Below are 16,642 nucleotides of genomic sequence, written 5' to 3'. Positions count from 1 at the left end.
AAGAAAAGCCCGGGACACTATGCCCCGGGCCAACACTTGCCTGCTTACAGATCATCAAAGCCGCCAAAGTCAAAATCCATGTCTCCGCCTTCATCGCCGCCGGACTCATCGCCTGATTCCCCAGACGCAAACTCACCCGCATCCGACATGAGCTCGCCCAGAAGCATTCCTCCCAGGAAGCCCGCAGCCATCCCGCCGATCATGCCGCCGATGCCGGGTCTGCCGTGGTGGCCACCGTGCATTTGCTGATAGGATGCCATGGACACGTACGGGATCGATTGCGGATTTTCCGCATACTCGCGAAGTTTCTCCTGCAAAAAGCGGGACAGCTCCTCTTCCTTCTCTGCCGCGAGCAGCTCCTGCGGCACGATGAGCTCTGCCTTGTACTCCTTTTGACGTCCCATCAGCATGCCTGGCACCGTCAAGTCAAGCTCGAGCAGCAGCCGCATTTCTCCAGGCGTGGAGTAAAAGACGACATCCAGCTCCCTTAACGGCAGCCCGAGCGCCGGTCCCGCAAAGAACGAAAACTCTTGTCCATAAGGAGTCAACCCTCCGGAATCCGGCTTATGCCGCAGGTCCAGCCGGCCAAAGGCGTTCAGCACCCGCTCCACCGGCTCCGGCGGCAGCACCTGAACCTGATCCATGTCGGTCGGATCAAGCGCCATTTCTACATCCATCTTTGTCTGCAAGCCGTACTGGATAGACGGCGATGAGATCGCCAGACCTTGCGGAAGTTCAAAGGAAACGGGGATGTCCACGGTGTAGGGCTTTGGCAGTACCTTAAAGCTGTGGGCAACCTGGACAGCCTCCACCTGCCGCGTCACGATTTGTCCTTTTACCCGGGCATTCATCATCAAAAGGACGCTCAGCTCGGTGATTCGCTGCTCAACGTTCCCGCCTTCGATATGAATGTGTCCGGTCACGGTCTCTCCCAGGCGATATGTCGGCTGATCGAGCCGGAGATCCACGGTTGCCGCGCCCACGCCGAATTTGGCCATCAACTTTTTGAACATGACGGTTTCCTCCTTATCAAATAAACGAACACTTATATATTCAGTGTAGCAAAAGCTGGATGTCTGTGCGAGCAGCAAGGGCAATTGTTCACGAAACGATCATGGGAGAAAAATTCTAGCTAGTTAATCGATCGTTTAAATGCCGCTTCTTCCCGGGCAGCTTCCGGGAATGCACGCGGAAACAGAGCACTTGCAAGTTCTCTCTCCTGTAGACAAAAAGGAGCAGACTTCACGGTCTGTCTCGCTCCTTTTTGCCTGCCGTCTATTTCAATTGGTCCAGCGCGATATTCAGCTTGAGCACGTTCACCCGGGGCTGTCCAAAGACACCCAGACTCCGCTCCTCGGTATACTCGTCGATCAAGGCTTTCAGCCTGGCCTGATCGAGATTCCTCGCTTTGGCGATGCGCTCTACTTGCACGCGCGCCGCCTCGGGGGAAATGTGCGGGTCCAGGCCGGAGCCGGAGTTGGTCAAGAGATCGGCGGGAATCTCATCCTGCCTGACTCCCGGGTTGGCTGTAAGAAAAGCCGCTATCTCCTCTTTCGTCCGCTCAGCCAAGGCCGGATTGGACGGCGCGTAGTTGTTGGAGCCGGAGCTTGCCGCATTGTACTCAATAGAAGAAATACGCCCTGTAAAATATTTCGGGTCTGTAAACGATTGGCCGATCAGCTCTGAACCGATCACATTGCCCTTGTCGTCCGCGATCAGACTGCCGCTCGCTTTGGCGGGCATCGTCAGCTGGGACAGGCCGGTCATCGCCAGGGGATAGGCAATCCCGCAGATCAAAAGCAGGACGAGACTGAGACGAACATTTTGCAGCATGTACAATCACCTATGCCTTTCCATTATGGTGTCGGGACGCTTTAAACCAAGCTCAGCGAGACCAGCGCCCAATCGATCAGCTTGATGCCGACAAACGGAGCGACGATTCCGCCCAATCCGTACAGGACCAAATTGCGTCCAAGCAGCTTGTTTGCGCTCATCGGAACGTACTTGACCCCTTTCATCGCCAGCGGGATCAGGATCGGGATGATGACCGCATTGAAGATCAGCGCGGACAGAACGGCGCTTTGCGGCGTCGCCAAGTGCATGATGTTGAGCGCCGACATCTGCGGGATCGCCAGCATGAACATCGCCGGGATGATCGCGAAGTACTTGGCGACGTCGTTGGCGATGCTGAACGTCGTCAAGGCCCCTCGGGTCATCAAAAGCTGCTTGCCGATCGCCACCACCTCGATGATTTTGGTCGGATCGGAATCGAGATCCACCATGTTCGCCGCTTCTTTTGCCGCCACCGTACCGCTGTTCATCGCCAGCCCGACATCCGCCTGGGCCAGCGCCGGAGCGTCGTTGGTGCCGTCTCCTGTCATGGCGACCAGCTTTCCTTGCGCTTGCTCTTTTTTGATCAAGGAAATCTTGTCTTCCGGCTTCGCCTCTGCAACGAAGTCGTCTACCCCCGCCTCACGGGCAATCGTCGCCGCCGTCAGCGGATTGTCGCCCGTGCACATGACGGTGCGGATGCCCATCCGCCGCAGCTCCTCGAAGCGCTCCCGCATGCCCGGCTTGACTGTATCTTTCAGGTAGATCAGCCCGAGGATGCGGTCGTCCGCGGCTACCGCCAAAGGCGTGCCGCCCTCTGTGGCGATCAGTCGCGTTTTCTCCTCCAGCTCGGCGGGAATCTGTCCGCCTTTTCCCGCGACATACGCCTTGATCGCATCGACGGCGCCCTTGCGTATTTCGCGGCCGTCCGGAAGCAGCGTCCCGCTCATTCTCGTCTCCGCCCTGAACTCGATCCCCTCTGCCCGAGGGATGTCCAGAACAGGCGAGGGAACCCCCTGCCGTCTTGCCAGTTCGATGATGGACCTTCCTTCCGGCGTTTCGTCGAAGATGGAGCTTTGCGCCGCAGCCAGGCTCAATTCCTCCTGGTTCGCCTTCCCGACCGGGAAAAAGGCCGCCGCCATCCGGTTTCCAAACGTAATCGTTCCGGTTTTGTCCAAAATGATCGTGTTAATGTCGCCCGCGGCCTCTACTGCTTTCCCCGACTTGGCGATCACGTTGAATTGCGTAACGCGATCCATGCCGGCGATGCCGATGGCTGACAAAAGCCCTCCGATCGTGGTGGGAATCAGGCAGACCAGCAGCGCGATCAGCGTCGCGATGGGGATGGCCGCATTCACGTAACCGGCGATCGGCAAAAGCGTCGTGCAGACGATCAGAAAAATCAGCGTCAGCGTGACGAGAAGGGTGCTCAATGCGATTTCGTTCGGCGTTTTTTGCCGCTTGGCCCCTTCTACGAGACTGATCATGCGGTCCAGAAACGATTCGCCCGGATCGGCAGTGATCCGCACCTTGATCATGTCGCTGACGACCCGCGTTCCGCCGGTGACCGAGCTGAAATCCCCGCCCGCCTCCTTGATCACGGGCGCGGACTCTCCGGTGATCGCCGATTCGTCCACCGATGCGACGCCTTCGACAATTTCGCCGTCGCCCGGTATCAGCTCGCCTGCCTCGACGATGACGAGATCGCCCTTTCGCAGCCCGGTGGCCGGGATCGCTTTGACGCTTCCGTCCTTTTGCACATGCCGAGCGGTCGCATCCTGTTTCGTTTTTTTCAGGCTGTCCGCCTGCGCCCTGCCGCGGCCTTCGGCGAGCGCCTCGGCAAAGTTGGCAAAAAGAATCGTGACAAACAGAATCAAGCTGACGGCCGCGTTGTAGCCGGGCTCAGACTGGCCGCCAAAAAGCGTCGGGAAAAAGGCCAAGAGCAGCGTAATCAAAAAGCCCACTTCAACGACGAACATCACCGGGTTTTTCCACATCACGCGCGGGTCCAGCTTTCGGAACGATTCCATCAGGGCCCGCTTGTACAAATCCTTGGAAAGCGCGGCTTTGCGCTGTGTACTCATCGTAATATTCTCCTTCCCGCCGGAGCGGCTTTGTTTTGCTCCAGATCGGCATTGATTCAAGTTGATCCATTACGTACTGGCACCTACCGGATCGTCAGCCACTCGGCCACCGGACCCAGCGCAACGACCGGGAAAAAGGTCAGCGCCCCGACGATCAGGACGGTCGCCAACAGAATGAGCAAAAAGACGCTGCTGTCGGTCTGTAACGTGCCCAAGGTCACCGGCACCGGCGTTTTTCTGAGCAGCGACCCGGCTACCGCGACCATCGTGATGATGGACATGTACCGCCCACACAGCATGACCAAGCCGGTCGAAATATTCCAAAACGGTGTGTTGTCCCCCAGCCCTTCAAAGCCCGAGCCGTTGTTGGCAGCCGAGGACGTAAACTCGTAGACGACCTGCGAAATGCCGTGAAAGCCGGGGGTGGAAATGGCGGCGCTGCCCATCTCGGTGGCAAGAGCCACGGCGGACGGCGCCAAGATGATCAACGGGTGGACGAGAAGCGTGAGCGCGATCAGCTTCATCTCCTTTGCTTCGATCTTGCGGCCCAGAAATTCGGGCGTCCTCCCGACCATCAGCCCGGCCAGAAACACCGCCAGCAAGGCGTACATCAGGATGTTGACCATGCCGACTCCATCGCCGCCAAAGACGCAGTTGAGCATCATCTGCGCAAGCGGCACCAGACCGCCCAGCGGCGTCAAAGTGTCATGCATGTTGTTGACCGTGCCAGTCGTGGCGGCCGTCGTCACTGCAGTAAACAAGGCGCTTTGCACGATGCCGAAGCGCGCTTCCTTCCCTTCCATGCTGCCCATCTCCTGAGAGAGGCCCGCCTTGGCCAGCGCCGGGTTGCCATTTGTTTCACTGATGTACACCGTGGTGAAAAAGGCGAGGAACATCAGCCCCATAGCAGCAAACAAAATCCACCCCTGCTTGCGGCTTTTCGCCATGTGTCCAAACGCAATCGGCAGCGCGGCCGGGATGACAAACATCGAGAGCATTTCCAGCACGTTAGTAAATGGCGTCGGGTTTTCAAACGGATGGGACGAGTTGACGCCGAAAAAGCCGCCTCCGTTCGTTCCCAGATGCTTGATCGCAACCAATGAAGCCACAGGGCCTCGCGCGATCTGCTGCTCCGCTCCTTCGAGCGTGCGGGCGGTCGCCGCCGGTTCCAGCGTCTGCGGCACTCCCTGGCTGACCAATATCAGCGTGACGACGACAGCCAGCGGGATCAGCAACCGTGTATGGGCACGCACCAGGTCGACGTAAAAGTTGCCGAGGCTTTTTTGGCCGGTCACCCCCCGCATGAATGCCATCACGGCGGCGATTCCGGTCGCCGGCGTGGTGAACATCAGGTAGATAATGACGGCCATTTGCGACAGGTAGGAAAGCCCTGTCTCGCCGCTGTAATGCTGGAGGTTCGTATTGGTCAGAAAAGAAATCACGGTGTTGAATGACAGCAGCGGTTCCATCGCACCGATGCCTGCCGGATTGCCCGGCAAAATCCCCTGCAGCCGCAGGATTAGATAGCAGATCGCGGCCATCGCCAGGTTGCTCGCCAGCAAAGCCAGCACATACTGCTTCCAGTTCATGTCCTCCGTCCGAATGCCGGACACTTTGTAGAGCGCCCGCTCTACGCCGCCAAACACTTTGTCCATCCTGGTCCTCTCGAGGGCAAAGGCCCTCTCCAGATAACGGCCCATCGGGATGGCGGCGGCAAGCAGCAAGGCCAAAAACAACGAAATTTGGATGAAGTCCACAACAAGCTCCTCCTCATGTGTTCCGCACAGACGGACTCTAGTATTTCTCCGGATAAACGAGGGCGTGGCACAGGTATACGATCAACCCGGCGGCGATCAACAGCAAAACGCTCATTCCTTCTTCCCCTCCTGCTCTTTTACAACTGCCTCGCAAAACTTGACGACGCCGTAAAAAATCGCAAATGACATGGCAATCAGCAATACGGAAACCGCGTCCATCTTCGAGCCTCCCTCCATGCTCAGGAAATTGCTTATAGTCAAATCCACCCGGCATACTTGCCCGCTTTCATCCTCCCTTTTGACTTGTAGTGTGTGAGCCGAGCGGACTCTTTCGCTTACGCCTGTGCCCCTCTCCCAAGCGATGCCCGGAGCGGTGCCTTTGGGTAAAAAAATAGACCAATGCTTACTCTCTCCCCAGGCGACAAACAAGCACAGCCAATGCGGGCAGCCAAAAAAGCCGCTCACAAGACAGATCGGGCCAGGCGGCGATTCATCCAGAATCGCTTGCTCCCTTCGATCCATCGGTTGTGTCTCTTGCTTTGCCTTGTCGGGGAAAAAGCACTCATTGGTCTACCTAACGCCCAGCCGGCAATCCATTGCCCTCTTTGCGCTCTGTCTCCCTGTTCCTTTTTCCAAAACAGACGGTTATATGCAGACAGAAAAACGAAAAGACCTGCAAATCAGATCGAACAGGCGGATTGCTGCCGCATTTGGGCAACAAAAAAAGCCTCCTCGAACAGGCGGTCTTTTGACCTCCCTCGCTTTAGCCGACGAAGTTAGCTGACGGGTAGGATGGCGAAAGAGTTTCTCATCCCTTCCACAAAAACCGTGGAATTAACCCCTACTGATTGGGTCCTCCGCTCCCGGGCGCCCCGGGACTAGGCCAGATTTGCAATTGGTTGTTATGTGTCATTATAAGTCGGACGCGATTGGTTGTGAACGGCTGATTTTGACCGATTTCCGATTCTTTCGGCAGAAAAATCGGAATGAAAACGGATAAATCGTTCATTCTCTCAGGCGATCAAATTATTTTGCCCGTTATCTCCGGTTTCCTTATATCTCCATTCTCGCGTTGACAGCCTCTCAAGCGCTCAGTAAGATAGGGCTCAATGACAAGATAGGGAGGAATTGGTATGGCCGTTTCTCATAAAAAGAAAATGGAAGCAGAGATCAGCGAGGCCTTCATCAAGTTTCAACGGGAACTGATCGGCCGCGGCCCGCAGGAAGGAAAGTCGTACATCGTCGGCGATATGGTGATATGCCGCTTCAAAGGCGTCCTCACTGTCGAGGAAAAGCATCTGGCCCATCATGAAAGGGGTCGCCGCGTGGTCAAAGAGATGCGGGAGGTCCTGCGCGAGATGTACAGCAAGGAGTGCGAGGAGATCGTCGAAACCCTCACCGGCTGCAAGGTGCTTTCCAGCCACAGCGATATCAGCACAAAAATGGGCGAGCGGATCGAGGTTTACGTGCTGAACAAGGATTTGGAGAAGGCGCTGTTGGACATGAAAAGCTAAACTTTAGCGAGTCATCGCCGTTTGGGGGGAACAAAGCTTGAACGAAAAGTATCGGAGGCAGCAGGTGGTGCTCGATCCTCTGAAAGCAAACATTTACAGCATCTTCTTTTCCATCGCTTTTTTTATCGCTTTTTTTATCGCTGCCCTTTTCCTGTACGGCGGCGATGTGACGTTTTCGGTGACGATCCAAGGTCTTTTTCTCTTTCTGCTATTGGTGATCGCCGGGATTGTCGTCCATGAATGCTTGCACGGGATTGGCTTTTTGCTCAGCAGGGAAGTCTCGTTTTCTGACATCCGCTTTGGATTTGTACCGAAGAAACTGGTTTTCTACTGCTGCTGCACGAAACCGCTTGCGGTATCCCGCTACCGGTTCGCCGTGTTGCTGCCCGGTTTGATCTTGGGATTGGTCCCTTTTTTTCTTTCCCTTAAGGGACATTCGCTTTTTTGGTACTTGTGGAGCTTTTTCATGATAGCCGGCAGCTTTGGCGATGTTTACATCCTCTGGACGCTGCGGAAGTATGACCGGCAGACGCTGATTTCCGATTCTGTGGACAGCATCGGTTATGACGCCTATATTTCCGTGGAAGATGGCAATGGACGCGAGTGAATGTTTGTCACAGAAGCGTTCATCCATCCTCCAACATACAAAGAAGCCGCGTATGCGAGGACATTTGCCCTTCGCGATACGCGGCTTCTTTACATGTTGCGGTTTCCTCTTCAGCCAGAGCAGAGCGGAAACCTTGCAAAAGCAGTTTTACGCTACAACATCGTAGCCCTGATCTTCAATCGCTTCCTTGACTGCATCCACTGTCAATTTGCCTTCTTCGAAAGACACCTCGACTGTTTTTGCCGCCAGGTCCACCTTGCCGGCCGCCCCCAGATCCTTCAGCGCTTTTTCAATCGAGTTTACGCAGTGGTTGCAGGACATTCCTTCTACTTTCAGCGTTACGTTTTGCATCGTAATCTCTCCTTCTCGATTTCGATTTTTTTATGAAAACCACGCCGCCGCATAGCTCCGGGGTCAGCCCCGTGGGTGCGACAGCTGGGTCTTGCCTTGATCTGCGGCATGGCCAGCCGGTTGCTTGTGAGGCGCCTCGTCGGGAGCCGCCCAGACGGTGTACAGCTGGTAGCCGCCGATGACGAGCAGAAGATAGACGATTGCCGAGAGGGCCCATTTTGTTTTGAGATTCATCCTCGTTTCCCCTTTTCCTTTACAATTTGACCCGTTGCAGGCGCAGGGCGTTCAGTACGACAGAGACAGAGCTGAAGGCCATTGCCGCCCCGGCCAGCCACGGTGCGAGAAAACCGAGGGCCGCGAACGGAATCCCGACTGTATTGTAAGCGAATGCCCAAAACAGGTTTTGCTTGATGTTGCGGATTGTCTTGTGGCTCATCACGATCGCGTCGGCGACACTGGTCAACTCTCCGCCCATCAGCGTGATGTCTGCCGCTTCCATCGCCACATCCGTTCCGGTGCCGATGGCCATGCCGATGTCGGCTGTTGCGAGAGCGGGGGCGTCGTTGATGCCATCTCCCACCATCGCTACTTTGCGGCCTTGCTGCTGCAGCTTTTTCACTTCGTCCGCCTTTCCTTCCGGCAATACTTCGGCGATCACCTGGTCGATTCCCGCCTGACGGGCAATCGCTTCGGCTGTCTGCCTGTTGTCCCCTGTCATCATGATGACCGTCAGGCCCATTTCCTTCATCCGCTTTACAGCTTCGCGGGAAGTCGGCTTGATCGTGTCTGCCACGGCGACCATACCAGCCAAGCGTCCATCGACAGCAGCGAGCATCGCTGTTTTTCCTTGCTTCTCCAAGGAAGACATCACATCTGCGGCCTGTTCATAGGAAATCGATTTTTCGGCAAGCAGGCGGCGCGTTCCGACGAGAACCTCCCTGCCTTTTACGACCGCGCGGATACCGAATCCGGGAATCGCTTCAAACGCTTCAGCAGCACCCAGCGAAACTCCTTTTTCGCCAATCCCTTTGACAATCGCTTGGGCCAGCGGATGCTCCGAATTTTTCTCGGCGGCTCCGATCAGGGCCAGCAGCTCGCTTTCGTCCATGTCATAAGCAAAGACGTCCGTGAGCTCAGGCTCGCCTTTCGTTACGGTACCCGTTTTGTCCAGTACAATGGTATCCAATCGGTGTGCCGTCTCCAGATGCTCTCCGCCTTTAAACAGGATGCCCAGCTCTGCCGCGCGGCCCGAACCTGCCATGATCGAAGTTGGCGTAGCCAATCCCAATGCGCACGGGCAGGCAATGACCAGCACAGCGATTCCTTTTTCCAATGCCGAGGCGAAATCCCCCGGCGAAACGAACCAGTACCAGATCACGAAGGTGAGGATCGCAATCCCAACTACAATCGGAACGAACACGCCGGATATGCTGTCAGCCAGACGCTGGATCGGAGCCTTGGAGCCTTGGGCTTCCTCCACTACGCGGATGATTTGAGCCAGTGCCGTTTCTTTTCCGACCTTGGTCGCCTGAATCTGGAGAAAACCGTTTTTGTTCAGTGTCGCGCCGATCACGTTGTCTCCGACAGCCTTATCCACCGGAATGCTTTCACCAGTCAGCATCGATTCATCCACAGCCGACTGTCCTTCCAAAACGACGCCATCTACCGGCACCTTTTCGCCTGGCTTTACATAGACGATGTCCCCCGGGCGCACTTCTTCTACCGGGATCGTCATTTCCTCTCCGTACCGTATGACCACTGCCGTCTTGGCCTGCAAGCCCATCAGCTTGCGAATCGCCTCCGAGGAGCGGCCCTTCGCCTTGGCTTCGAACAGCTTGCCGAGCAGGATCAAGGTAATCAATACCGCGCTGGTCTCAAAATACAGCTCGATCATGTGGGTGCCTGTGCCGATGGATTGAATCGCCATATACAAACTGTAGAAGTAAGCGGCCGAGGTGCCGAGCGCGACCAGCACATCCATGTTGGCGCTTTTGTTGCGCAAAGCCTTGTATGCTCCGACATAAAACTGTTTGCCGACAATGAACTGAACCGGTGTCGCCAAAGCCAGCTGCACCCATGGGTTCATCAGCATATCGGGCAGCCAGATGAACGAGGTAAAGGAAAAGTGGCTCACCATTGCCCACAGAAGCGGCAGGGAAAGGATCAGGGAAAAGAGAAACTTTCCGGTCTGCCGTTCGATTTCCTGGGCCCTGCGGTCCGCCGTTTCCGCTTCGGACTGCTCATCCTTGCGAACGGCCTGATAGCCCAGTTTTTCCACTTGCCTGATCAGGTCGGCGACGCTCGCCTGGCTTGCGTCGTACTCGACAGAGCCCGTTTCCAGGGCGAGATTGACATGCGCCTGGATCACGCCCGGCACTTTTTGCAGCCCTTTTTCAATGCGGGTCGCGCAGGCGGCGCAGGTCATTCCCGAGATGTTCAGCTCGACCTTGTCGGTGATGACGCCGTATCCCAAATCCTCGATTTTTTTCTGGATGTCCTGAAAGCTCGTTTTTCCCGCGTCGTAGACAACCGTCGATTTTTCCAGAGCGAGGTTGACGCTTGCGGACTCGACGCCATCGAGCTTCCGCAGACCTTTTTCGATCCGAATCGCACACGCTGCGCAGGTCATCCCGGATATGGCGACTGTCGCTTCTTTTACTTTGCCGCTCATCGCTGATTCCTCCGAACCAAATACCCATATGGGGTATATTTTCATTAGTGTTCCCCCAAGGGCTTTTCTTTATCGCACCTTCAGTATACAGTACCCCCATAGGGTATATCAAGACCCTTTTCAAAAAAAAAATTCCCCGCCTGACTTTTTTGTCACAATGGGGATTGCAAGGCCATCCGAACGCAGTTGCGCCCCGCGTTTTTTGCTTCATATAGAGCCTTGTCGGCCTGCTCTATGGCATTTTCCGGTGAAATGGCCTCCGCAGGCAGGAGCGTGGAGACACCGACGCTGACCGTTGCCACGCTGCTCACCTTTGAGCCGCTGTGCGGAATGGCTATAGCTTCGATACGAACCCTCACATCCTCCGCTATCTCGTAGGCCTGTTCTGCATCCGCTCCTGGCAGCAGAACCGCGAATTCTTCTCCTCCGTAGCGAGCGACCAGCGCTCCCTGAAGCTCCGCACCCGAAACGGCTGCTGCGGCTGCTTCCGCCGCTTCCCGCAAACAGCGGTCTCCGCGTTGATGCCCGTAGGTATCGTTGTACGCCTTAAAATAATCCACATCAAACATAATCAGCGAGAACGGAACTCTGCGTGCCTGGCACGCCTCCCAATCCGCGCGAACTCTCTCGTCAAAACAACGCCTGTTGGCTACACCTGTCAATCCGTCCATGTTGGTCAAATCGCGCAAAAGCTTGTTGGCTGACATCAGCTGCTCCTCGGCTCGCTTGCGCAGCGTAATATCGCGAAAATGAATCAATTGCGCCGGCTCGCCTCGATAGGAAATCCAGGTACTGGCCGTTTCAACATCCACCTCGCTGCTATCCTGACGGCTAAACCTTGTCTCGATCAGATCCGTGACAGGCTCCTTTTGCATATGTGTATCGTTCCAGGCTCCTGCGCGCCACTCCTCTTTCGTGAAAGTGTACAACGGTTTGCCTAGCAGCTGTTCCCTTTTTTCCAGTCCCAACAGCTTTAGGGCAGCGTCGTTCGCCAGTACAATCCGGCCTTCCGAGGCCACCAGTATCCCGTCTGGCGAGAGCTGCACCAAGCGCCGGTAACGCTCCTCGCTCTCCTCAAGCTCATATAGCAGGTGATTGGTGCGGCGAATGTACATCATGACCAAATAGCTGAGGATACCCCCGATCAGGGAGATGGGCCACTGATACACGGCTATTTGCGACACCAAGGACGTATCTAGAAGATTCATGTACAGAGAGCATGTCGCCACGACAATGCCGTATAAGTTCAAGAGGATAATTTTGCTCCAGGGGTGCAAGCGGATATAGGACAAAAAGCCGCATCCGATCCCGATCAGGATGGCAAAGAACGCGGCGGTCAGTGAGGCTGCACTTACGCCGTACAATCCTACCCGTCCAATCGCGACGATGACTGCCGAAGCCAGAGCCGCCGGCATGCCGCCGAAGAAAGCCGCCAATACAATGACGATTTGGCGCAGGTCCGCTACCACAGTGGGAGAAACCCTGATCGCATACAGCATCAGCAGGACGCCTACCATGCCAAGCAAACCGCCGTAGACCAGACGGATACGGATTGGAGACTGAGGAACGACCAGCTTTCCTTTGTAAATGTGGCCGATGATCAAAAAACACGAAATCAAAAGGGCCAGATTGGTACCGAAATCCTTTAACACACTCTCACGCCTTCTGTTTCTTTTCTTCACATGCAATCGCCCTACAAGCGATCATGCATGGAAAACGCACTCCGCTACATCATAATGCTGGACGATGCTCTTGTAAATGTTTACCCGTCCGCGTGCAGAGCGCAAACCTCACATGCCGGGTACATGCAAAGACGGAAATGGCAAAAAGCCCTGCTCCTTCAAGGCGGAACAGGGCTTCTCGCGTTTACTCTTTACGCTTGCTTTTTGTGAAAAGCAGCGGCAATCTGCGCAGCCACGGCCGCATTGTGCTTCACCAGGGCGATATTGGTCTGCAGGCTTTTGCCTTCCGTCAATTCTTTTACTTTGGAGAGCAAGAACGGCGTTACCTTTTTGCCGGCGATTCCGTTTTCTTTCGCTTCCTGCAGCGCCTGCTGAATGACCGCCTCGATCTTGGCGTGGTCAAGCGCGTCTTTTTCCGGTACCGGGTTGGCAATCACAAGACCGCCGTCCAGGCCGAGCTTCCACTTCGTGTCCATGACAGCTGCCACTTCTTCCGGCGCATCCAGACGGAAGTCGACGCCGAAGCCGCTCTCTCTTGCGAAGAAGGAAGGGAATTCGTCGGTGCGGTAGCCGACTACCGGCACCCCTTGCGTTTCCAGGTATTCCAGGGTACGGCCGATATCGAGAATCGACTTGCAGCCGGCACATACGACTGCGAGACCTGTTTGCGCCAGCTCGGTCAGGTCAGCCGACACGTCCCAGGTGTTTTCTCCTTCGCGGTGGACACCGCCGATGCCGCCTGTCGCAAAAACGCGGATGCCTGCCAGCTGGGCCCCGATCATCGTGCCGGCTACCGTCGTCGCCCCGATCTTCCCGGTCGCGAGAATGTACGGGAAGTCCCGGCGGCTTACTTTTTCGACAGACTTGTTCGTCGCGAACTCCTCCAGTTCGCTTTCCGACAGCCCGATCTTGATTTTTCCGTCCATGATCCCGATCGTCGCCGGCACAGCGCCGTTGTCCCGGATGATCTGCTCGACTTCTTTCGCCATCTCAATGTTCTGCGGATACGGCATCCCGTGAGAGATGATCGTCGTCTCCAGCGCTACGACAGGCAGGTTATTGTCCAATGCATGACGCACTTCTTCTGTATAAGTCAAATATTGTTTCATCCGTTATCGCTCCTCTTCGTACTGGTTTATGGTTTCTTCCAATTCCTCCGGCTTCAGCAGCGGCGATACCGAGAACTCGGTCTGAAGCGTCAGTGCCGAGGCTGCCATTCCGAGCCGGCACGCTCTGCCCAGCGGTTCTCCGTTTACCACTCCGTACAAGAGACCGGAGGCAAAAGCATCTCCCGCTCCCGTCACGTCCACGACCTCGGTCGGGTAAGGAGCCAGCTGCTCTGCCTGATCTTCCGACTGGTAATAAATGCCCTGTTCGCCGAGCGTCACCACGACGCTCTTGACGCCTCTAGCTCTGATCCTTGCGCAAGCCTCTTCGCAGTCCTGCACGCTTTTGATCTCCATCCCCGACAGAAGCTCGGCTTCCTCGCGGTTGGGCAGGATCGCTTCGACTCCGTCCAAACGCTCGGGCAATTTTTCCGCCTTGGCGGAGGAAACCGGATCGACGAACAGCGAAATGCCCTCATCCCGGCAGCGTCCGATCACATAAGCCAGACAGTCCGCGGGCAGGTTCGTATCCAGGTAAACGGCCCGCGCCGCCGCGATGTGGGACCACCGCTCCGCAAACATCTGCGGGGTCAGCGTGTCGTAAATATCCATGTTGGCCAGAGAAACGACCATTTCGCCGTCCATGTCCAGAAGCGCGGTGTAGGTACCTGTACGCTGGGTAGGCAGACGCCACACCTGACTGATATCGACCCCGTGCTTTTTGGTTTCCTGCAAAATCCAGTCGCCTTCCTTGTCTTCTCCGACACAGCTGATCAGCGAGACATTGCAGCCGAGCCGCCCGAGGTTTTCCGCGATGTTGCGCCCGACCCCTCCGCACGATTCCGAGATGGTCACCGGATTCGACGAGTGAAGCCGCACCTGCTGCTTGGCCCGGGCCTTCCGGTCCAGATTGGCTCCGCCGATGCAGACGATCAGCTCTTCGTCCCGAAGAATGTAGGCCCGGCCCTTGATCTCTCCGCGTTTGGTCAGCTGCGCGATATAGCCCGCCACCGCCGATCGGGAAATACCCATCTTGTCAGCGAGCTCCTGTTGGCTGACAAACGGATTTTCACGAATGTGACGGAGGATTTGCTTTTCTTTGTCCACGGCCCTCCTCCTTTCTTCTTTTATAGCATTTCGCAAACTCGTACTGCTTCTCTTTACAAACAAAAGTTTATCACACAAACAAAAGTTTTGAAAGGGGGATTTACTGGGCGGCAATAACAAAATCGACAGTCGCCCACTTTCGCCGAAAGAGAGACGTTCCCCTCTCCCGTAACCTCCTTTGTCTATGAAAACGGTTTTGATGATAAGCATGCTAGTTTCCCCCTCTGCGCAGGCTCTCGCGATGCTGGAACGGGCTGTTAAATGGACTTGGGTACAGCAAATCTCTTCATTCGCGTTTGACCATTTCGCCAACACCCTTTTGGATACCGGAGGCAGTCATTGTCGTTTCGAGAATGGGCGTTGTTCGGGCTTTGGGGGGAGGAGATGAAACAGCTTTTGTTTCGTTTGATCATTCTTTACAAGAATAAAATGCCTTGTCTACTTCGGTTGTCCTGCTTTGGGAGTATTTACAGCAGGTGCAACAGCAGATCAAAAGATTAACGCTTTTCTTCCCCGGGATTTCTTAAAAAGAAACCGCGACGACAGAGAAGCATATTTCCAGGCGGAGCGACTAGCGGAGTCCAGCCCAGCGGAACAACGATTCGCGGGAAACAGGAGCGTAACCTTGAGTAAACTTCGGAGGTGCTGCTGCTTTTATGCTCCCCCGCGAATCGTTGTGGAGCGGACAGTCTCAGCTCCCTTGCGGACGCAGACCGGAGCGCAGCCTGGAAATATGCTTCTCTCACTGCAGCCACTTTCCCAATCAGCAAAAACAAAGAAGCAGGAGCTTAACCCATAACTGATACTTTCTTACACGTGAAAAAACGCGTTCTCTGTCCGCAAAATGGACGGAGAGAACGCGCTCGTAAAAGGTTATGCGGCTATTCATATCCTGATTGCAATCCCATTTTGACACCGGCATGGGCCATTTTTTTGGCCGATCCGTTATTTCGAGGATTCAACGGCATTCTCCAGCCCCGCCTGCTTTGCCTTCTCCCGATGGCGGGACAATGCGAAAATCGTTCCGATGATACACAGGCCGCCGAGCCATTCAAACATCCCGAATGGCACATCCAGCCAAACGACTGCCGTAATCACGGCGGACAAAGGTTCCGCACACGCGAGCAGGCTCGTTTCCGTCGGGCGGATATAGTTCAGGCTGTCTACGTACAGGTAGAAGGGGATCAACGTTCCGAACAAAATGATGAAGACAACCGCCGAGATCGACTGAGCGGACCAGATCATCTCCGTGGCTTGCCAGGGCTGCTTCGCCAGGCAAAGGCCAATCCCCCCGATCAGCATCGCCCATCCGAGGACGACCGTAGATCCCCAGCGCCCGAGCAGCGGCTTTGGATACATGGTGTAAAAAGCGAGCGCCAGCGCCGAGGCAAGCCCCCAAACGACGGCCGCCGCGGAGATCGTCAGCTTTCCGGGATTTCCTCCCGTGATCAGCAAATACGTGCCGACAAGAGCCAGAAGCAAAGCCGCCACTTGTGCAGCCGAGGGCATTTGTCTGTTTCTGACGACGAGATAGACGACTAGAAAGACGGGGCCCAAATACTGCAGCAGTGTCGCGGTCGCGGCATTGCCCGCTTCAATCGAGGCAAAATACGTATACTGCACCGCCAGCATTCCCGCGATGGCAAACAGCAACAGCCGGACAAAATCCCGCCCGGAGAACAAAAGACGCCAAACATTCTGACGGTGCGGTCCAAACAGGGAAAAAGCGAGCAAAAGCAGCCCGGAAGCAAGCAGCCGGGAGGCCACAAGCCAATCAGTCTGAAACTGGTAATGCTGCATGAGCGATTGGGCAACGGTTCCCGATACTCCCCACAGGATTGCGGCCACGATTACCATGGTAAAGCCGCGCACACGCGCTGAAGAAAACATAGCTGTTTCTCCTCTCCAAACCAATATATTATGCAATATATCG

General features: G+C 55.7%; 15 protein-coding genes and 1 riboswitch. Of the genes, 2 read left to right on the top strand and 13 right to left on the bottom strand.

Annotated elements, in window-relative coordinates:
* Positions 1-44: 44 nt before the first annotated feature.
* The 6 genes from Q3F21_RS21785 to Q3F21_RS21765 form a co-directional block, all read right to left on the bottom strand.
* Positions 45-1,013 (bottom strand): sporulation protein, encoded by a 969-nt coding sequence (locus Q3F21_RS21785; RefSeq protein WP_340257784.1) that lies wholly within the window; start codon positions 1,011-1,013, stop codon positions 45-47.
* 262 nt (positions 1,014-1,275) lie between these two features.
* The gene (gene kdpC / locus Q3F21_RS21780) at positions 1,276-1,833 is read right to left on the bottom strand and encodes a potassium-transporting ATPase subunit KdpC (RefSeq protein WP_340257781.1); all 558 of its coding nucleotides are present in this window, start codon (positions 1,831-1,833) and stop codon (positions 1,276-1,278) included.
* A 41-nt stretch (positions 1,834-1,874) separates the two neighbouring features.
* Entirely contained in the window at positions 1,875-3,914 is a 2,040-nt protein-coding gene (gene kdpB / locus Q3F21_RS21775; RefSeq protein WP_340257778.1) for a potassium-transporting ATPase subunit KdpB, read from the bottom strand.
* 83 nt (positions 3,915-3,997) lie between these two features.
* On the bottom strand, positions 3,998-5,671 hold the full coding sequence (gene kdpA / locus Q3F21_RS21770; RefSeq protein ID WP_340257776.1) for a potassium-transporting ATPase subunit KdpA: 1,674 nt from the start codon (positions 5,669-5,671) through the stop codon (positions 3,998-4,000).
* Between the two features lie 37 nt (positions 5,672-5,708).
* A complete protein-coding gene (gene kdpF / locus Q3F21_RS27525) occupies positions 5,709-5,786 on the bottom strand; it encodes a K(+)-transporting ATPase subunit F (protein WP_227277768.1) in 78 nt (25 codons plus the stop codon).
* A complete protein-coding gene (locus Q3F21_RS21765) occupies positions 5,783-6,193 on the bottom strand; it encodes a hypothetical protein (protein ID WP_340257773.1) in 411 nt (136 codons plus the stop codon). The genes kdpF and Q3F21_RS21765 overlap by 4 nt, the downstream gene beginning before the upstream one ends.
* A 228-nt stretch (positions 6,194-6,421) precedes the next feature.
* Positions 6,422-6,566, bottom strand: a riboswitch (cyclic di-AMP (ydaO/yuaA leader).
* A gap of 238 nt (positions 6,567-6,804) precedes the next feature.
* Between Q3F21_RS21765 and Q3F21_RS21760 the strand changes: the two genes are divergently transcribed.
* Entirely contained in the window at positions 6,805-7,185 is a 381-nt protein-coding gene (locus Q3F21_RS21760; RefSeq protein ID WP_340257772.1) for a DUF2294 domain-containing protein, read from the top strand.
* A gap of 37 nt (positions 7,186-7,222) precedes the next feature.
* A complete protein-coding gene (locus tag Q3F21_RS21755; protein WP_340257769.1) occupies positions 7,223-7,792 on the top strand; it encodes a DUF3267 domain-containing protein in 570 nt (189 codons plus the stop codon).
* Positions 7,793-7,939: 147 nt separating this feature from the next.
* Here Q3F21_RS21755 and Q3F21_RS21750 read toward each other — a convergent pair whose 3' ends face one another.
* The 7 genes from Q3F21_RS21750 to Q3F21_RS21720 form a co-directional block, all read right to left on the bottom strand.
* Positions 7,940-8,143, bottom strand: a complete 204-nt coding sequence (locus Q3F21_RS21750; RefSeq protein ID WP_340257766.1) for a copper ion binding protein — start codon at positions 8,141-8,143, stop codon at positions 7,940-7,942.
* 63 nt (positions 8,144-8,206) lie between these two features.
* Positions 8,207-8,377 carry a hypothetical protein gene (locus Q3F21_RS21745; RefSeq protein ID WP_340257764.1) on the bottom strand — a complete coding sequence of 57 codons (171 nt, stop codon included), beginning with the start codon at positions 8,375-8,377 and terminating at the stop codon, positions 8,207-8,209.
* A gap of 19 nt (positions 8,378-8,396) precedes the next feature.
* On the bottom strand, positions 8,397-10,814 hold the full coding sequence (locus Q3F21_RS21740) for a heavy metal translocating P-type ATPase (protein ID WP_340257763.1): 2,418 nt from the start codon (positions 10,812-10,814) through the stop codon (positions 8,397-8,399).
* Positions 10,815-10,966: 152 nt separating this feature from the next.
* On the bottom strand, positions 10,967-12,466 hold the full coding sequence (locus Q3F21_RS21735; RefSeq protein WP_340257761.1) for a diguanylate cyclase: 1,500 nt from the start codon (positions 12,464-12,466) through the stop codon (positions 10,967-10,969).
* 221 nt (positions 12,467-12,687) lie between these two features.
* Complete coding sequence (locus Q3F21_RS21730; protein ID WP_340257758.1) at positions 12,688-13,605, bottom strand: pseudouridine-5'-phosphate glycosidase; 918 nt, start codon at positions 13,603-13,605, stop codon at positions 12,688-12,690.
* 3 nt (positions 13,606-13,608) lie between these two features.
* Positions 13,609-14,709 (bottom strand): carbohydrate kinase, encoded by a 1,101-nt coding sequence (locus tag Q3F21_RS21725; RefSeq protein WP_340257755.1) that lies wholly within the window; start codon positions 14,707-14,709, stop codon positions 13,609-13,611.
* A gap of 945 nt (positions 14,710-15,654) precedes the next feature.
* Positions 15,655-16,599: a DMT family transporter gene (locus Q3F21_RS21720; RefSeq protein ID WP_340257753.1), complete on the bottom strand. Its 945-nt coding sequence runs from the start codon at positions 16,597-16,599 to the stop codon at positions 15,655-15,657.
* Positions 16,600-16,642 lie beyond the last annotated feature (43 nt).

Origin of the sequence: Brevibacillus borstelensis (assembly GCF_037834415.1) — a bacterium.
GTDB lineage: Bacteria > Bacillota > Bacilli > Brevibacillales > Brevibacillaceae > Brevibacillus > Brevibacillus borstelensis_A.
This window is presented reverse-complemented; position numbering and strand designations above follow the sequence as displayed.